Annotated in this window: 18 protein-coding genes; 9 read left to right on the plus strand and 9 right to left on the minus strand. The window is 52.5% G+C overall.

Annotated elements, in window-relative coordinates:
• Positions 1-13 precede the first annotated feature (13 nt).
• From NZM04_07340 to NZM04_07350, 3 genes are read left to right on the plus strand one after another with little or no spacing between them, the layout of a single operon-like run.
• A complete protein-coding gene (locus NZM04_07340; GenBank protein ID MCS7063838.1) occupies positions 14-1174 on the plus strand; it encodes a hypothetical protein in 1161 nt (386 codons plus the stop codon).
• 9 nt (positions 1175-1183) lie between these two features.
• Complete coding sequence (locus NZM04_07345; GenBank protein MCS7063839.1) at positions 1184-2074, plus strand: NAD(P)-dependent oxidoreductase; 891 nt, start codon at positions 1184-1186, stop codon at positions 2072-2074.
• Between the two features lie 4 nt (positions 2075-2078).
• A complete protein-coding gene (locus NZM04_07350; protein ID MCS7063840.1) occupies positions 2079-3104 on the plus strand; it encodes a GDP-mannose 4,6-dehydratase in 1026 nt (341 codons plus the stop codon).
• A 7-nt stretch (positions 3105-3111) separates the two neighbouring features.
• On the opposite strand, the gene NZM04_07355 is transcribed toward NZM04_07350, so the two are convergent.
• From NZM04_07355 to NZM04_07380, 6 genes are read right to left on the minus strand one after another with little or no spacing between them, the layout of a single operon-like run.
• Positions 3112-3819, minus strand: a complete 708-nt coding sequence (locus tag NZM04_07355; GenBank protein MCS7063841.1) for a hypothetical protein — start codon at positions 3817-3819, stop codon at positions 3112-3114.
• A gap of 5 nt (positions 3820-3824) precedes the next feature.
• Positions 3825-4697, minus strand: a complete 873-nt coding sequence (gene sucD, locus NZM04_07360) for a succinate--CoA ligase subunit alpha (protein ID MCS7063842.1) — start codon at positions 4695-4697, stop codon at positions 3825-3827.
• Between the two features lie 18 nt (positions 4698-4715).
• Positions 4716-5897, minus strand: a complete 1182-nt coding sequence (sucC, locus tag NZM04_07365; protein ID MCS7063843.1) for an ADP-forming succinate--CoA ligase subunit beta — start codon at positions 5895-5897, stop codon at positions 4716-4718.
• A gap of 42 nt (positions 5898-5939) precedes the next feature.
• Positions 5940-6683: a C40 family peptidase gene (locus NZM04_07370; GenBank protein MCS7063844.1), complete on the minus strand. Its 744-nt coding sequence runs from the start codon at positions 6681-6683 to the stop codon at positions 5940-5942.
• Between the two features lie 3 nt (positions 6684-6686).
• Entirely contained in the window at positions 6687-9062 is a 2376-nt protein-coding gene (pheT, locus tag NZM04_07375; protein ID MCS7063845.1) for a phenylalanine--tRNA ligase subunit beta, read from the minus strand.
• Positions 9019-9531, minus strand: coding sequence for a UvrB/UvrC motif-containing protein (locus tag NZM04_07380; GenBank protein ID MCS7063846.1), 513 nt, complete (start codon positions 9529-9531; stop codon positions 9019-9021). Before NZM04_07380 ends, pheT begins: the two co-directional genes overlap by 44 nt.
• Positions 9532-9679: 148 nt before the next feature.
• Between NZM04_07380 and NZM04_07385 the strand changes: the two genes are divergently transcribed.
• From NZM04_07385 to NZM04_07400, 4 genes are read left to right on the plus strand one after another with little or no spacing between them, the layout of a single operon-like run.
• On the plus strand, positions 9680-10333 hold the full coding sequence (locus tag NZM04_07385) for a hypothetical protein (GenBank protein ID MCS7063847.1): 654 nt from the start codon (positions 9680-9682) through the stop codon (positions 10331-10333).
• A gap of 31 nt (positions 10334-10364) precedes the next feature.
• Positions 10365-12143, plus strand: a complete 1779-nt coding sequence (gene pilM, locus NZM04_07390; GenBank protein ID MCS7063848.1) for a type IV pilus assembly protein PilM — start codon at positions 10365-10367, stop codon at positions 12141-12143.
• Positions 12144-12155: 12 nt separating this feature from the next.
• Positions 12156-13094, plus strand: a complete 939-nt coding sequence (locus tag NZM04_07395) for an Amuc_1100 family pilus-like protein (protein ID MCS7063849.1) — start codon at positions 12156-12158, stop codon at positions 13092-13094.
• Complete coding sequence (locus tag NZM04_07400; protein MCS7063850.1) at positions 13091-14230, plus strand: hypothetical protein; 1140 nt, start codon at positions 13091-13093, stop codon at positions 14228-14230. Before NZM04_07395 ends, NZM04_07400 begins: the two co-directional genes overlap by 4 nt.
• On the opposite strand, the gene lpxI is transcribed toward NZM04_07400, so the two are convergent.
• Positions 14130-14966 (minus strand): UDP-2,3-diacylglucosamine diphosphatase LpxI, encoded by an 837-nt coding sequence (lpxI, locus tag NZM04_07405; protein MCS7063851.1) that lies wholly within the window; start codon positions 14964-14966, stop codon positions 14130-14132. The genes NZM04_07400 and lpxI overlap by 101 nt on opposite strands.
• A gap of 72 nt (positions 14967-15038) precedes the next feature.
• On the opposite strand from lpxI, the gene NZM04_07410 reads away from it, so the two are divergent.
• Together NZM04_07410 and thiE are read left to right on the plus strand one after the other, a co-directional pair.
• A complete protein-coding gene (locus NZM04_07410) occupies positions 15039-15422 on the plus strand; it encodes a hypothetical protein (protein MCS7063852.1) in 384 nt (127 codons plus the stop codon).
• Positions 15419-16078: a thiamine phosphate synthase gene (gene thiE / locus NZM04_07415; protein ID MCS7063853.1), complete on the plus strand. Its 660-nt coding sequence runs from the start codon at positions 15419-15421 to the stop codon at positions 16076-16078. Before NZM04_07410 ends, thiE begins: the two co-directional genes overlap by 4 nt.
• On the opposite strand, the gene NZM04_07420 is transcribed toward thiE, so the two are convergent.
• Together NZM04_07420 and NZM04_07425 are read right to left on the minus strand one after the other, a co-directional pair.
• Positions 16059-17021 (minus strand): ribose-phosphate pyrophosphokinase, encoded by a 963-nt coding sequence (locus NZM04_07420; GenBank protein MCS7063854.1) that lies wholly within the window; start codon positions 17019-17021, stop codon positions 16059-16061. The two genes, thiE and NZM04_07420, sit on opposite strands and share 20 nt — an antisense overlap.
• A 9-nt stretch (positions 17022-17030) precedes the next feature.
• On the minus strand, positions 17031-18026 hold the full coding sequence (locus tag NZM04_07425) for an aldo/keto reductase (protein ID MCS7063855.1): 996 nt from the start codon (positions 18024-18026) through the stop codon (positions 17031-17033).
• Positions 18027-18051 lie beyond the last annotated feature (25 nt).

An 18051-nucleotide genomic window follows, 5' to 3' on the forward strand; every position in this document is an offset into this window, starting at 1 on the left:
TTCACTGTGCTCCATGAGAATTGTTGTCTGTGGCCTCTTAGCTCAATATCCATTTGGAGGGGTTATTTGGGATTACATTCAATACGTGCTTGGATTTCGAGCTTTAGGGCATGAGGTCTGGTATCTCGAGGATACAGGATGCTGGCCATATCATCCAATCGAGCAGACTTATACAGAAGATGCTTCGCATAATATCGCGGCTTTGCGACAGATCATGGATGAATTCGGGTTAAGCGATCGCTGGATCTATCGAAACGGTGCTACAGGAGAAATCACCTCTACAGCATCTTTGAGCTTGGCAGCCCTGATTGAGGAAAGCGATTTAGTTGTAAACGTCTCAGGTGCCGCTTTGCTTCAAGGGTTAAGAAAAGGAAAGAGCCATTGGATGTATCTCGACGGTGACCCGATGTTTACACAGATTCGGTTGGTAGATGAAAAAGAGGCCTTTCAGCGGAAGCGACTTTCTGAATATGACTCTCATTTTACATTCGGTTTAAACATCGGATCTGAAGATTGTATCGTCCCGACGGGTGGTTTTCTCTGGCGAAAAACAGTTCAGCCGATTTCCTTGGAGCATTGGCCTGTGGTAACACAAGCGCCTGCACTCCCTTGGACGACCGTCATGAATTGGAATAGCTATGCCTCAACTGTGTGGCAGGGCGAGCGATATGGACAAAAAGATTTCGAATTTATGCGGTTTAAGGAGCTACCACAAAAAACTACTGCCCGGTTTACTATTGCGATGGGACAAGGGCCGGGACGAAAACGTCCTACGGCAGAGTTGTTGAATCTAGGCTGGCAAATTGTCGAGCCAGATCAGGTCGTCCCAGATCATCATACTTACCGCGATTTTATCCTTCGCTCTTACGGTGAATGGAGCGTGGCGAAGGAGGGTTATGTAAAATCACGCAGTGGGTGGTTTAGTTGTCGCACGGCTTGCTACTTAGCTGCAGGACGTCCTGCGATCGTCCAAGATACTGGCTGGAGCCGCTATTTACCAACAGGTCACGGGCTCTTTGCTTTCGATGGTATGGAGGATATTCTTCATGCCTTAAAAGAGGTAGAGAGCAATTATGAAGAGCATTGCCTTGCAGCGCGGCAGCTAGCTGAAGAGCATTTTGAGGCAACAAAGGTGTGCAACGATTTATTAAGACAAATTGGCCTAGATCAATAAACGACGCTGATGCAAAAGTCCCTTTCTGTTTTGATGACCGGGGCTACTGGATTTTTAGGGAGTCAGGTAGCACGGCGACTTCTGGAGCGTGGGCATCACTTGGTAGCGCTCTGTCGCCGTGCCTCTATTCTTCGGCGGTTGACGCAGCGTGAGATCGAAAAGATTCATTGGCTTCACATCGAGGAAAATGGAGTGCGCAGGGCATTTGAAACTCCTATTGATGTGGTCATTCACACTGCGACGAACTACGGCTATCGGGGTTCTTCGATAAATGACATTTTGGAGGTTAACCTTTTGCTGCCTCTGCAGATCTTAGACTATGCGGCACAACACGGGGTGTCGCTTTTTATAAGCACTGACACGATGTTGACTAAATTTCTAAACGATTATGCTTTGACAAAGTCCCACCTCACCGATTGGGGGCGTCGGTTTGCGGATTTGGGGAAAATCGCATTTTGTAATTTGCGAATCGAGCACATGTATGGGGTCGGAGACAATCCAGAACGTTTTACTGAATACGTGATTCAGGCCTGCTTGAAGAACGTCCCGCATCTTGATTTAACGCTGGGAGAACAATATCGGGACTTTATCCATGTGAGCGACGTAGTAGAAGTCTACGATAGATTGCTGAGCGTTTTCTATGGTGCTCCGCCGCAGTTTTGTGAGTTTGAAGTAGGAACCGGGGTCGCAACTCGAGTGCGGGATTTTGTTGAAATGGTGCATCGGTTGACGGAGTCGCGCACAGAACTTCGTTTTGGTGCCGTGCCTTATCGGTTGCATGAGATCATGTATGCGTGTGCGAATATCGAACCGCTCAAAGAATTTGGCTGGCAACCGAAAGTAAAGCTTGAAGACGGGTTGCGGCAAGTGATTGCAGCGATAAGGTCAAGGAGCGATTAAAAATATGAAACTTTTTATTACAGGTGGCGCTGGCTTTCTTGGCAGTAATCTTGCGGCCGAGGCGTTGAGGCGAAATTTCGATCTCATCATTCTAGACAATCTCTCGAGGCTGGGATCGGCTGATAATTTGGAGTGGTTGCGAGAATGGGGAACCTTCACCTTCATCGAGGGTGACGTCACAAAGCCAGGCATTTTGCAAGAGATTGTGCGAAGGGAGCAGCCAGATGCGATTTTTCATCTGGCTGGGCAAGTGGCTATGACGACTTCGATTGCGGATCCTATGCGGGACTTTGAAATCAACGCGCTTGGGACGCTGTATCTCTTGGAGGCGGTGCGTCAATATGCTCCAGATGCTCATGTTTTCTATTCTTCGACCAATAAGGTGTATGGTGATCTTGAGCAGTTTACTTATCGGGAGACCTCGACGCGATATGAGTGCGTAGAAAGGCCAAACGGATTTGATGAGAGCACGCCACTTGAGTTTCACTCTCCCTACGGTTGTTCGAAAGGGGCAGCGGATCAGTATATGCTCGATTACGCAAGGATTTTTGGGCTATGCACGACGGTGTTTCGGCATTCTTCGATGTATGGCGGGCGGCAATATGCGACTTATGATCAGGGTTGGGTAGGTTGGTTTTGCCAAAAGGCTATTGAGATTCGCCGAGGCTTGTTGAAAGAGCCTTTTACGATCTCGGGGAATGGTAAACAAGTGCGCGATCTTCTTCATGCGGAGGACATGATAGCGCTTTATTTTACATGTCTTGAAAAGCGAGAGGTGGTGAGGGGGGAGGTGTATAACATTGGGGGTGGTATGGAACGCAGTCTTTCGCTCTTGGAGCTATTTATGCGTCTTGAGGGGCTGACAGGGGTCTCTATGAGCTATCGTTCCTTGCCGCCTCGGATCTCAGATCAAAAGGTGTTTGTGGCGGATTTAAGTAAGGTCGCACGGCATATTGGATGGACGCCGCAGGTAGATGTTGAGAGAGGATTAGAGTCAATGATTCGATGGTGTGAGAGGGTGGTTGGGTGATGGATGCTTATATGCGTTGGTTCCAAGCAACTGTGTCGTAACGCTCACGGCACAGTTTTTCTGTGTGTGAAAGCTCTTCGCTGGTGATTGTTTCTTGTATGAAGTGAGCATCCCATTTTTTGCAGAAGTGATGGATTAGGGTGAGGGCGAAGGTTTTTTTTAGGTCGAGCGACCAGTTGAGGCCTTGCACGCTGCCTTGGTGAAGCAAGCCGAAACGATTGCGGCGTTGGGCGGCGCCAGCGATTTTCTGTCTAGTGCTGGGATGTAGGAGATCATGGGGGACTGGAGAAATGAAGCATGGAAGTGGGATTGCAGACGTCGATGTGGGGTGTGAGGTGTTTAGAATCGTGTGGATCTTAATTTCAGCTAATGCATCGGAGAGGATCTGGTGAAAACTTCGGTAGCTCTCTGCGACTGAGATTTGTAGGCTTTCAAGATGGCGTTGTGGAATGATGACGGAATAGGTGAAATCGTTTTCGTGGTCTACAAGGCCTCCACCAGTGAGGCGGCGAACGTAGGAGCGGTGGTGGGGAACGATTTGCCAGGGATCTTGATAGCCGATGCTTATGGGGCGGCGGCCTTGTGAGTCTGGGCTCCAGGAGTAGACACGGAGGACGGGGTGTGGGCTGCATTCTAGGAGAGCTTGGTCAGCCGCCATGTTCCAGCCTTTGGGACGTTCCTCTTCGATGATCAGTCGGAAGAGAGGACGGTTCATTGGGGCTAGGAGAGTAGCTCTTTGAGTCGTTGTCCCATGACGGCGGGAGTCTCTGCGATATGGATGCCAGCTTCTCGAAGTGCTTGTATTTTGGCTTGAGCTGTGCCTTGGCCACTTGAGATGATGGCACCGGCGTGTCCCATGCGGCGGCCAGGTGGAGCTGTCTGGCCTGCGATGAAGGCTAGGACTGGCTTGCGGACGTGTTCGCGGATGTATATGGCGGCTTCTTCTTCTTCTTGTCCGCCGATTTCTCCGATGAGCATGATGGCTTGGGTCTCTGGATCTTCGTTGAATAGTCGGATGGCGTCGGTATGTGTGGTGCCTTTTATGGGGTCGCCGCCGATGCCGATGCAGGTGCTTTGGCCTAGGCCGAGCTGGGTGAGTTGCCAGACGGCTTCGTAAGTGAGTGTGCCGCTGCGGGAGACGACGCCGACGGGGCCAGGTTTGTGGATGTATCCGGGCATGATGCCGATTTTGCAGGCGCCTGGGGTGATGATGCCGGGGCAGTTGGGGCCGATCAGACGGCTGTTTGTTTTTTTCAGTATGGTCTTTACGCGGATCATGTCGAGAACGGGGATGCCTTCTGTGATGCAGACGATCAGCTCGATGCCGGCAGCTGCAGCTTCGATGATGGAGTCTGCTGCGAAGGGGGCGGGGACGAAGATCATGGTGGCGTTGCAACCGGTTTTTGTTCGTGCTTCGGCTACGGTATCAAAAATGGGGACTTTTCCGTCGAAGGTTTCGCCACCGCGTCCAGGTGTGACTCCTGCGACGACTTGTGTGCCGTATTCCATACAACTGCGGGCATGGAATGCACCGGCGTTGCCGGTGATGCCTTGAACGAGGAGGCGTGTGTGTTGATTGACGAGGATGGCCATAGGCGAGGGGGCTGGGGTTTATTTTACGGAAGCGACGACTTTTTGGGCTGCATCGGATAGGGTGTCGGCGGTGATGATGGGGAGGCCGGAGTTTTGTAGGAGCTCTTTTCCGCGTTGGACGTTTGTGCCTTCGAGGCGGACTACGAGTGGGACGTTGAGCTTGACGATTTTGGCGGCGTTGAGGATGCCTTGGGCGATGATGTCGCATTTCATGATGCCGCCGAAGATGTTTACGAGTATTGCTTGGACGTTTTTGTCGGAGCAGAGGATGCGGAAGGCTTCGGTGACTTGTTCTTCGTTTGCGCCGCCGCCGACATCGAGGAAGTTGGCGGGGCGGCCGCCGTAGTATTGGATGATATCCATTGTGGCCATGGCAAGGCCGGCGCCGTTGACCATGCAGCCGATGTTGCCGTCGAGGCCGATGTAGTTTAGGTGGAATTTTGATGCTTCGACGTCGCGGGGATCTTCTTCGTGTGGATCGCGTAGAGCGAGGATTTCGGGGTGGCGGTAGAGGGCGTTGTCGTCGAAGTTTATCTTTGCATCGAGGGCGAGGACTTGTCCTTGTGGTGTGACGGCGAGGGGGTTGATTTCGAGTAGGGAACAATCGCATTGGATGAATAGGTTGTAGAGGGCGGAGAGGAGTTGGGCTGCTGCGGTGAGTTGTTTTCCGCGGAGACCGAGGGCTAATGCGAGGGTGCGGGCTTGGTAGGAATGAAGGCCTTCTAGGGGATCAATGGTCAGTCGTGTGATGGCTTCTGGAGTTTCGTGGGCGACTTTTTCGATATCCATTCCGCCGCGGGGGCTGACGATGAATATGGGGGCGGCTTGGGAGCGATCGATGAGGAGTGCGGCGTAGAGTTCTCGCTCGATTGGGGAGGCTTCTGCGACGAGGACTTGGCGGACGAGGCGGCCGGAGGGGCCGGTTTGGGCGGTGACGAGAGTGTGGCCGATCATGCGTTCGGTGATTTCGGCGACTTCATCAGGGGTGGAGCAGAGGTGAACGCCACCTTTGAGGCCGTTGGTGAATGTGCCTTTGCCTCGGCCGCCTGCGTGAATTTGTGCTTTGACTACGAGTGGTGAGGGGAGAAGGCTTTCGGCGATTGTGCGTGCTTCTTGGGGTGTGCGGGCGACGCGTCCTTGGGGGGTGGGGACTTTGAAACGTTGGAGGAGTTCGCGGGCTTGGTATTCGTGGATGTTCATGTTTGGTGGGGCGTCTGGATGATGGCAGGGGGAGGAGAGAATTCAACTTTGTTTGTGAGCGAGGGAGGGGTGAGGGGGTATGGTGATGAGGTGGATGTTGGGGATGGAGCCGTAGCCGACGAAACGGGTTTTGTTGGTGCGGATGGTGCCCCAGAACCACCATGGGATGCGTTTGCGTTTTGGGTTGGGGAGGACGAAGTCGAAAACGCCGACGCCGTGCTTGGGGCGGCCGTGATAGGTGCGGCCTTCACTGGCTCCGGCCATTATTGGGCGATTTGAGTTTTTTTCGATGCCGAGGTAGATCATTACGTGGGAGATGGGGGGGTTGCGTTTTACTTTGTAGGTGCCTTCCCAGAATAGGATATCGCCCGGGCGGAGGAATTGGAGTTGGCGGTCGTGGGGGTCTTCGTCGTTGACTTTTTTGAGGGTGCGGTTTTGTTGAAGCCAGAGGTAGATTTGGGTGGAGTCGCGAGGGGGGTTTTTGTAGCCGAGTTGCTTGAGGGTGTAGTGGACGAAGCCGGAGCAGTCGAAGCCTCCTTGGTTGGGGTCGGCGGATCCGTATTTGTAGCTGAGGCGGCGAGAAGTTAGGTCTAAGCAGATGCGGATTAGGTGTTGTAGGTAGGGTGGGTAGTTATGGAAATTGAGTATGTCGTCGGGTTTGAGGGTTTGTGTGGGGAAGGGATTGGTCTGAGAGTTGGCGGGTTGAGATGAGAGTGGGGATAGGATGAGGGCTATTATTACGATGAATTGGCGAAGAGGGGGGAACGCTGGGTGATTGGAGATCATGGTTTATATGGTGCGTATGGTGGCTTGGGTGTTTTGGGAGAGTGAGGTTTGGATTTTTTGCAGGGCTTGTTCTATTTCTTCGTCGTGGAGGGTGCGTTCGGGGTGGCGGAAGATGAAGGCGTAGGCGAGGGATTTTTTGTCAGCGGGTATTTTCTCGCCTTGAGGATCGGTGAATTGGTCGAAGAGGAAGAAGCGTTCGAGTATGGGAGGGGCATTTTTTTGAATGATAGAGGTGATAGTCGAGTGGGTGATCTTAGGGTCGACTAGGAGGGCGAGGTCGCGGCGAGCGGATGGATATTTGGGGAGTGGGGGCAGGGTCGGAGGCGGTGGCTCTGGTGACTGGAGCCAGGTGGTGAGGTCGTATTCGGCGATGAAGGTGTCGCGTTTTATTCCATAGAGTTTTTTTGTGGCGGAGGGGAGGTTTTGTGGTGGTGTTGTGAGACAGGTGTGGGGGATTCGGAGGTTGTTTTCGAGGAGGGAAGTGATCGAGGTGAGGTCGTAGAAGTCGAATGGGCGTTGTGGCTCGAGCCAGTGTGGATCGGCATTAAGGCCGGTGATGGCGAGAGCGAGGAGGTAGGATTCTGAGCCGTCGGGATGGGTGATGCGGTTGATTTCGAAGAGGCGGATGCCGGTGTTGCCGTGAGAGAGGTTGTAGGCAGCGGCTTTGAGAAGGCTTGGAATGAGGCTGGGACGGAGATGGGTGTAGTGTTCGTTGAGGGGATTTAGAATGGGTAAGGCTGAATTGAGTGCGTGAGTCTTGGGGTTGAGAAGGGGTTCTCCGAGGGTTTCGTGCCAGCCACGAGAGGCTAGGGTGTAGCGAAGGTTTTGGATGCGGCGGTAGAGGAGATCTGTGGTGGAAGGAGGCTGGGAGTGGAAGTGAATGTGGGAGGGGATGGACTCCATGCCGTGGAGGCGAACGATTTCTTCGATGAGATCGATCTCAGAGGTGAGATCGTGGCGGTGGGTAGGAGGTAGCCATTGTGAGGAGCTCGGGGTTTCATTTTGGAGCTTGAGATGAAGGGAGGAGAGTATGGAGTGAATTTTTTCTTTTGGAATTTCAGTGCCTATAATTTCTGTGATTCGTCGAGAGCGAAGGGTGATCGGAGGAGGGGGCGGTGGGGGAGAGCCTAGAATAGTGGGCGCTGAGGCTATTTTTGCTTGGCACAGTTCGATTATTAGGTTGATGGCACGGTCTCTAGCTGCGAGGAGGGCATGGGGGTCGATGCGGCGTTCGAAACGATAGGAAGAGTCGGTGTGGATCCCATGGCGGTGTGCGGAGCGGCGGACGTAGGAAGGTTCGAAAAAGGCGGCTTCGAGTAGGATGCGTGTGGTGTGCTCTGAGACGCAGCTGAGGCGACCTCCGATGACGCCTGCGAGGGCTTGTGGGTTTTGGTTGTCGGCGATGATGACGTCTTGGGGGGTGAGGAGATAGTTATGATCGTCTAGTGCTGCGAAGGCTTCGGAGGGTTGGGCGTGGCGGATGGTGAGTGTGGAGCCGTTGAGGAGATCTGCGTCGAAGGCGTGGAGTGGTTGTCCGGTCTCCCAAAGGATATAGTTGGTGATGTCAACGACGTTGTTGATGGGGCGGTGGCCTGTGGCTTTGATTTTATTTGCGAGCCAAGAGGGGCTGGGAGCGATGCGGATGTTGTCGAGGAGGATGGCTGTGTAGTAGGGGCAGGCCTCTGGGGCTGTATTGTGCACGGGGAATGGGGGTGCGGTGTTATCGAGGTGGATGATTGGAGAAGGGGATGGGGTAAGTGTGCCGAGACCGAGGGCGGCTATTTCTCGTGCTAGGCCGATGTAGGAGCAGAGGTCTGGGCGGTTGGGTGTGATCTCGATATCGAGGAAGGTGTCGGGTTGTAGGTAATGGTGCAAGGGCACGCCAAGTGGAGCTTGCGGGTCGAGTATTAGGAGGCCTTCGGAGTCTTCAGCGATGTTTAGTTCCTTTGCGGAACACATCATGCCTTGGGAGAGTTCACCCCGGATTTTGGTTTCTTTGATTTTGAAGTTGCCGGGCAATATGGCTCCGGGGAGCGCGAGTGGGACGCGGTCGCCGGGTTTGAAGTTGGAGGCGCCACAGACGATTTGTCGAGTTTCGCGGCCTGTGTTGACTTGGCAGAGGCGGAGTCGATCTGCATTGGGATGAGGGATGTAGCTGAGGACTTCTGCGATGATGATGTGGTCACTTTGGATGCCGGAGGTGTAGGTGTATTGGACTTCGATGCCAGCACGGGTGAGGCTATCGATGAGGGTTTCGAGTGATGCTTGTATATCGAGATGCTGTTTTAACCAGGACAGAGAAAAGCGCATGAAGGGGGGTGAGGTTTGGGGGACTTTATTTTTCTGAGATTTTTGATTGGAGCTGCATAATGTGGTCACGGTAGATGGCAGCTTGTTCGTATTGTTCGTTTTCGATGGCTTTTTGAAGCTGAGCGCGTAGCTCTCGGAGGCGGGCTTCGTATTTGGCTTTTTCGATGAGGCGTTGAGGTTGTTTGCCTTTGTGTTGGACGGTCTTGTGCATGTCTTTGAGGATGGGGATAAGGCCATCCCGGAAGACTTCATAGCATTGAGAGCAGCCGAGGCGGCCAGTTTTTCTGAAGTCGTTGAGCGTGAAACCGCATGCGGGGCAAGTATTGTTGGGGCTTGTGGAAGCTTGCATTTGCTGGGAGGCTCCTAGGCCAAGTAGAACATCAGCGAGGGAAAATCCTGTGGGATCGTCTATTTCCTTGGCATGTGGACAGCTATCGCACATGTCGAGTTTGTTGAGGACACCGTTGACAATTTGAGTAAGGTGAACGGTGGCTGCTTTTTTGCAGTTTTCGCAACCGTGTGGGCGATTTTCTGGCATAATCATGAACATAGAGGATTTAAGGTATGGGGCAAGTTGTTAAGAGGGTGTGACTGATGAGAAGGGGTTGTTGCGCAAATTGGCGTAAAAAGTTTTTGACGTTTGCCTAGATTGAGCCGATAAGGATAGCGATAATTTATTAGAACGTATGAAAAAGTTTTTAACGGTAACCGTGCTCGCGTGGATGGCCTGTGGAATGTATGTTGGAGCTCAAGAGGATGGAGGGGTGATTAGTTTTGATCGCACAGTAAAGATTAAACCTGAGTTTGTAGATGCACCAGTGTTTGCAGGTGGAGCAGCAAAGCCAGGGGGCACAGCTCCGACAGAATCGAAGTGGATGGAGGTGGAATTTAAATATGCATGTATGCCTCCTGAAGCTCTAGATTTGAACTCAAAGAAGGGTATTTACCTTGATGAGGCTCAGTTCAAGATCTACATAGAGGGCATCAATCCGGATGAACCTAATTCTGACCAGGGAGAGCCAATTCTACTCGTAGGTGAGGTAACTTATATCAACATCCCTGCTGGAAAAGAGAACTATGGCGTATTTTACGTTCATCCCAATACGATCGGCCGTTACGGCGGCCAAGCGACATTTGAAAAAAGCAATAAGAACATTCGCATAGAGGCTTACATTAACGGTCAACTTGTCGATGTAATACAAAAAAAAGAAGAAGATGATGACGGCTGGATCAATCCAATTAAGCGAGTGAACCATCAAGTATATACTAAAGAGGAAAGCCCTTTTCGTCTTGTGAATATCTCCCGTTACCCAGCCGAGAAGAAAAATCGCAGGGATTAGAGTCGAGAAGCTCACTCAGGGATGATGCAATATGTCCAAGCGAATACTTACCCTAGATATCGGGTCGCATGCAATTAAGCTTGCGGAATTTTCTATCGATAAACAGAACGGCATCGTTCTAGTCCACTTTGGACAACAAGAGCTTCGTCAACGTAATTCCTCTTCGGAAGATCGTTCCACAGAAATTTCCCAAATCATCAAACAGCTCCTTTCTGAATACAAATCTCAAGCCCGAGAAGCTTTCCTCACCATCTCGTCGCAATCTACATTGATGAGGGCTGTCAAGTTGCCGCCAGTAGAAGCTGCCCAAATCGAAAAAATCATCGGTTTTGAGGCGCAACAAATCATCCCCTTTCCACTCGAAGAAATGGCCTGGGATTATCAAATGGTTCCCTCACGTAGTGGAGATGGAGAAGAAGCCCTAATTGTCGCCGTTAAAAAAGAAATACTGGAACCAGAATGCCGTGCCATCGCCAACGCTGGGCTTCATGTCCAATTTGCCGATGCTGGCCCTCTAGCCCTTTACAACGCCTACCGTTTTAACTACGGATATCATCCCGAATCTGTCTTAATCCTCGATCTTGGGGCAAAAGCAACAAACCTCCTCTTCATCGAGGGATCTACTTTTTATTCCCGTTCCGTCCCCATTGCTGGCAATCACATCACTCAACAAATCGCCAACGAGTTCCAAGAGACTTTCCAAGCCGCAGAGACGCTCAAAAAGGGCAAAGGTTACGTCAATCTCGGTAACGACTATGCCGACACCGGCGATCCTACCTCGACTCGCATCTCCCATCTTATTCGCAACACCATGCTCAAGCTCTACAGTGAGCTCACCCGTTCGATAAACTTTTACCGCACGCAACAAAACGGAGCCTCCCCAGTGAGAATCTACCTCACAGGCGGCACGGCTATGATTCCCTACCTCGATCTCTTTCTCGCCGAAAAGATGAAGCTGAGTGTTGAATATTTTAATCCCTTAAAAAACATCAGCCTCCATCCCTCGATAGACCGTGAAGCTTTCCGATCCAAAGTTTTCTTCCTGAGCGAGCTTACTGGACTGGCTCTGCGGGCTGCAGGATCAGCTCCAATAGAAATTACTCTCAGCACTCCATGGATAAAGCAAAAAATCGCAGAGCGTCAACGTGCCCCATACCTCGTCGCGAGTCTAATCATCCTTTTTCTCTTATTCACCTTTAGTGCTACAGCCGTCTGGAGAGAAATCACTATCACCCAGCAACTCCTTGAAACAGCCCAAGCTGAAAATGCTCAATATCAGGCCACCGCAAGTCAACTTGAACCCCTCGAAAAAAATCTCGACCAACTCCAACACTACCTCGATCAAGCCAAAATCCTCGGCGATCAACGCCAATTCTGGCATCAAATCCTTAATGAACTCCACCGGTGCATTCCCGTCGGTGTCTGGATCACTGAACTTATTCCTCAATTCAACGGTTACGGCTTGAATGAGCTCGTCCCACCTGAAAAACCAGCTCCACCACCTTCTCGCCCCAAACCTTCAGCAGCTCCCTCTGGCACAACCGCACCACAAGCCGATGCATCCCCCAAGCCCGCTCCTCCCACACAAATCAACCAACTCAAGATCAAAGGCTTCTTTGAAAAAAATCTACAACCCGCCGTCATCAACACCTTCGTCTCAGCCCTCGCCGAATCCCCTCTCTTCGATATCAACCCCGAAAAAATCACCGAAGCCATTATCAGCACTGAGACGCCACAAGATTCTGACGCCCTCGGCTGGAGCTACGAACTCCGCATCAAACTCAAAACCCCTCTCTCCATCCAGCCCTAGCGATCACGCCCTATGAAAACTAAATTTCCCCCCCTCCCTTGGCCATGGATCGCTGCTTATGCCTTAATCCTACTCCTCGGCACCATCGCCCTATGGCAACTCCAATCAATCTTAGAACAGAAGAAAAGCGAGCTTACCCAAGTCCTCCAGCAACAACAACAGCTCCTCCGACGCCGCTTCACGCCCGTCAACCTTAACGTCCAAGCCATCCAACAAACCCTCCAAGACTACAACTCACTCCAAAAAAATCTTCAACCCTTCCTCCACACCGGTATCGAAACACTCAAGCCCATCCGTGAAATCAACGCCATCAACTTCAAAGAAAAACTCGCAGAAAAAGTCAAACAACTGACCCAAAAAGCCAAGGAAAACAACATCCGCCTCCCCCAAAATTTCTACTTCGGTTATTCCCTCTACAACAGTGAAATCAACCCCCCCGATCGAGCGACTCCTCTCCTTCAAAAACAACTCCTCGCCATCGAAACGCTAGTCCTCACCCTCTACCAAGCTGGCATCGAGCAAATTCACGCCATCCGCAGAGCCCCTGATCCAGCGGAACCTCAATCTTCTAGCGTTCGCGGTGCCTCTCATCCCGACTATCTCCCCATATCCTCCAGCCTTAGCACCTCAGGCCATTACACCAACATCCCCATCGAAATCGAATTCAGCGCCCGCACCGAGAGCCTCAGAAAAGCACTCAATGCACTACATAAATCACCCTATCTCCTCGTTCCCCGCGCCCTTGAAATCAAAAGCTCACGCACCTCTATCCCTCGCCTAAGCGACTTTCAAACCCAATCCGCTGAGCAAAGCGATCCCACCGTTCCGATCCTTGCCCTCGGGGATGAGACCGTAAGAGTCACCCTTCGCTCTGACCTCGTCGAATGGTCCTCAACTCAAGGCACCGAGCACATCTCCGTCAAATCCAATCCCCCTGCCCAGAATCCATGAAAAACCACTGGCATCATCTCCTCCTCATCCTCCTCTCTTTGATTGCTGCCGCATTGCTTTTTCAAAAAGCCACCTCATTCCCCACCCCTGAAGAAATCGGCGGCCCCAACCTCAAAAAACCCCCTCAAAAAAATCTCACCCCACCCACAAAAGAAGAGCTCCAAGCCATTCAATCTCCCTGGACGGAACCCAAAGAGTGGATTGCCCCACCCGGTGTCCCCAATCAACTCTTCATCCCCCGCATGTGGCTATACTTCCCAGATCGCAACGAAGCCGAGCTGATCCAAGGCAATCTCGAAATAGACGGCATCCCCATAAGCTGGTTCGAAAAATATCGAATTAACTGGCGTATCCCGAAAATTGCCTTCATCGACTCCGACCAAGATGGATTTAGCAACCTCTACGAATATCGAAAAAACACAGCCCCATCCGATCCCCAGGAACATCCCGACTACACCGAGCTACTTCGCCTCAAGGATTTTGAAATCATCCCATTCCGCCTCCGCTTCCAAGCCGTCAACATGCTCGACGGACAAGAAGTATTTCAAATCAACCTCATGGACGATAACCCCCGATTCCCTCGCACCCTACGAGCATTCAACAAACGCATCAAAGAACGCATGATCACCCCCGAAGCCGCTAAACTCCTACCCGAGCGCGACCGCGTCTTCCAACATTTCATCATCGACGCCTACCGCCCCAAACGCCAGACACAATTCAACGAATCCACCAATCTCACCGAAGAAGTGGACGTCTCGGAGCTCGACATCGTCGATGAGCGCATCGGTGTCCCCATCACCCTTGTATTAAATAAAATCACGATTTCCCCCGACTCCAGCGCTGTCCTGATCCCCCTGCTCCCCGGTCGCACCAACCAAGAAATTCGCGTCCGCCAAGGCGAAGACTTCGAATTCCAATCTCAACAATACCGCCTCATCAAAGCCACCTCGGAAAACGCCATCATCCGCAACCTAGCCAACGACACCGAAATCACAATTCCTCGCCTCCAAAATAAAGACCTCGACCTCGTCCCCATCAACTCGACAGCTCCGCCCCTAGAGCCGACGGAGACTCCATCCCCCACAACGTCACCCGATACGACTCGCACAACCTCTCCACTGCCGGCGGATCAATAATCAAAGTCTTCCCCGCTTCCACACCGATCGCCGTCACACCATACTCCCGCGCCAATTCCACCGTTCGCTCGCCCACCACAGGCACATCAAATCGCATATCCTGATTCGGCTCACTCACCTTCACCAACACACACCCCTTCCGTTTCCCAAGCTCCGCACCCCGTCGAATCATCGGATCCGTGCCCTCAAACGCCTCCACCGCTAAGACCGTCCCTTGCTTCACCACCACCGCCTGACCGATCTTCCATTCGCTTATTTTTTTCGCGATTTGAAACCCATACCGCAAATCCTCCAACGTCCGCTCTTTCGGTATCGGCCCCGCACAATGGCCGCTCTTCGCCAGCCAATGCTCCACATAACGAGTCGCCGGCAACACCTTTATCCCCCGCGCCTCCAACTCATCTGCAATCGCACCAAATATCGAAGCCGCATTCCGCTCCTTCAACCGAGCAAGCAACATCAAGGCTTTCCAATCCGGCCGAAGCTCAAACAAATTCGCCGGCCGAATCTGCCCCGCCATAATCACCTCCGCCACCCCCCCATCCTCCAAGACACGCAACATCCTCCCCAACTGCCCCACCCGCAACCACGTCGTATCATAATTCTTGACCCACTCCTCATCCGTCTCATCATAAAAAGCAACCACCTTCACCTCCACCCCTTGATCTCGAGCAGAACGCGCCACCGCTGCCGGATACTTGCCGCGCCCCGCAATGATACCAAGTCGCCCTGCCATATTCGGCCTAGCCTACGACAATCCCTGATTATAGCAAGATACAGTCCGTTTGCATTTTGAAGCGCAAAACGTATGCTCTATAACATGAAACAGCCAGCCTTCTATCTCCCCCTTAGTCTAGCAATTTGTGTCGCCTTGGGGGGATGTGCCCAACAGCAACCCACATGGGGAGGCGCTCGCGGTCCCGATATGCGCGTCGGCATCGGTGTCGGCACAGGGTGGGGTTCGCGATCCAGCGGAATCGGCGTAGGCGTAGGCACCTCCGTCTCTTTCCCCATCGGCACAGATCGACGAAGCCGAGACCAACGAGAACTGCAAGAATATCGCGCTTACCTCCGCGCCATGGATTTGACTAACCAGGAGCGTCAGCAAAAAAAACAAAAACCACTTGAAATCATGACTTTTGAGCAGTGGCGAGCGGCTCGAGAGCGACAATCAGCCCAGTCGCAGCCATGAAATTACCTCAACGCCAAAAAATACTTCGCCAATCTCGCCTCTATGCGATTTTGGATTCCGCCTATCTCCCCTCTGATTCTGCCTTCATAAAAAAAACTGCAGAGCTTCTTCGCGCAGGAGTGAGGCTTTTTCAACTCCGCTTAAAAAACGAATCCCATAATCGCGTTCGCTCTCTCGTGGAGCTTGTAGCCCCTACAATTCACGCGCAACGGGGACTTTTAATCTTAAACGATTACGCTGCATGGGCAGCCGAACTCCCCGTAGATGGAGTCCACGTCGGTCAAGACGATCTCTCAGTCTCAGACGTCCGCATGATTATTGGTTCACAACGCCTTGTCGGACTCTCCACGCACAGTCTAGATCAAGTGAGGGCAGCAAAAATCGTGCAGCCGGATTACATCGGCTTCGGACCACTCTACTCTACTCAGACCAAGCCGGATTACCCTCCGATCGGCCTTGAAAAGATCAGAGAAGCTACCCACTACATCGATCCCATCCCACTTTTTTGCATTGGAGGCATCACGCTGGAGCGGTTGCCCTCTGTAATTGCAGCCGGCGCGCAGCGTGTGGTCATCGTTTCCGCCCTCTTAAATGCTGAAAACAGCGAAGCCTACGCACGGCAAGTGATCGAGCGGCTTAGCTCGCTGAGTTCTTGATTTCAAACAGTGAAGAGATCGATTGATCGGCGTGGATGCGATCAATCGCTTCGGCCAGTAAGGGCGCTACGTCGAGAACTCGAATATTACAGCCCGCTGGGCATTTTACAGGTGTGCTATTGGTGGTGATCAGCTCTTCTATGGGCGAATGCATCAATCGCTCAATGGCAAGATCCGTCAATATCGCATGAGAAACGGCCGCGAAAATGCGACGAGCACCATGTTCTTTTAGAACGCGTGCCGCGCTCGTGAGTGTGCCGGCAGTCTCCGTCAAATCATCCACTAGGAGGACGTCGCGACCTTTTACGTCGCCGACGACAAACTGCACTTCAGTCTCCGTAGCGCTCGTGCGGCGTTTCACGACTAGAGCCAGGCCAGCGTGAAGCATCTGTGAGTAATACGATGCCATTTTCATCCCGCCGACGTCTGGAGAGACGACGGTGAGATTCTCAAGGCCGAGCGTTTGCACGTATTTGTAAATCACGGGGGCAGCGTAGAGATGATCCACGGGAATATCAAAGAAGCCCTGGATCTGCTGGGCATGGAGATCCATGGCTAGAATGCGGTTGGCTCCCGCGGCGACAAGGAGATTGGCGATGAGTTTCGCTGTGATCGGGACGCGTGGTTGATCTTTGCGGTCTTGCCGGGCGTAACCGTAGAACGGGATCACGGCGGTAATCCGCGCGGCGGACGCGCGCCGAGCTGCATCGATCATGATGAGCAGCTCCATGATGTTGTGATTGGTGGGGGGCGAAGTGGGCTGCAGGATGAAGAGGTCGCGACCGCGGATATTGTCGTGGTATTTCACAAAGGTCTCGCCGTCGGGGAAAGTGGTTACGTTGACGACTCCAAGCTCGACGGAGAGGCAGCGGGCAATGGCTTCAGCGAGTGGACGGTTGGCGTTGCCGGAAAAAAGTTGCGGGGGAAGATTAAATCGTGACATGGTGCAGGGCTATGGATTATCAAAGGGGAGAGGTTTGTTGCCGACTATTTGTTCGATTTGATTTAGCACCTCGGGTGTGAGTTTCTCAGTATCGTTGAGGGCTTGTAAGTTTTCCTGAAGCTGCTCCACTCGGGAAGCACCGAGGATGACCGTGGACACATATGGATTTTTTAGGCACCATGCGATGGCAAGGCGCGGAAGGCTGATAGAAAGGGAGTGCGCGAAAGCTTGAAGTTGTTGGATGATTTGGGCTTTTTGTGGAAAGGAGGGATGATCGATGGTCTTTTGGCGAAGCCATGAATACATCTCCATGCTGAGGCGGGAACCTTCTGCGGGGCGGCAGGCTTGGTGTTTTCCAGTGAGGAGACCAGAGGCAAGGGGGGACCAGGTGGTGAGGCCTAAGCCGATTGAGGAATAGAGTGGCGCGTATTCGATCTCGACGCGTTGGCGGCGAAAGAGGTTGTATTCGGGTTGCTCCATAGTAGGGGCAATGGCGTGCGTGGATCGAGCGATGCCAGCGGCCTCTGCAATCTGTGCGGCTGTCCATTCAGACGTGCCCCAGTAGAGAATTTTGCCTTGGCGAATCAGGAGAGTCATTGTCTCCACAATTTCATCTGTCGGAGTATCGGGGTCAGGACGATGACAAAAATAGAGATCGAGGTAATCCGTGCGAAGGCGCTTCAAGGCTGCATGGCAGGCATCGGTGATATGTTTTCTACTGAGGCCGACTTGTGTGGGGCGATCGCCTCCCCAGAAGACTTTTGAGGAGAGGATGTAGGTATCGCGTGGCCAACCGAGCTCGTGGAGGATTGCGCCCATGGTTTCTTCGGAGCGTCCCATGGCATAGGCCTCGGCGTTATCAAAAAAATTCACGCCGTGGTCATAAGCCGTGCGCATGAGATCGCGGGCAGTCTCGTAAGAGATTTGCTGAGCAAAAGTGACCCAAGAGCCAAAGGAGAGTGCAGAGACTTTAAGACCAGATCGGCCTAAGCGGCGATATTGCATAGACGTTCCTTTTCTAACGCTTCGA

The sequence above is a fragment of the Candidatus Methylacidiphilales bacterium genome, from assembly GCA_025056655.1.
Classification (GTDB): Bacteria; Verrucomicrobiota; Verrucomicrobiia; order Methylacidiphilales; family JANWVL01; genus JANWVL01.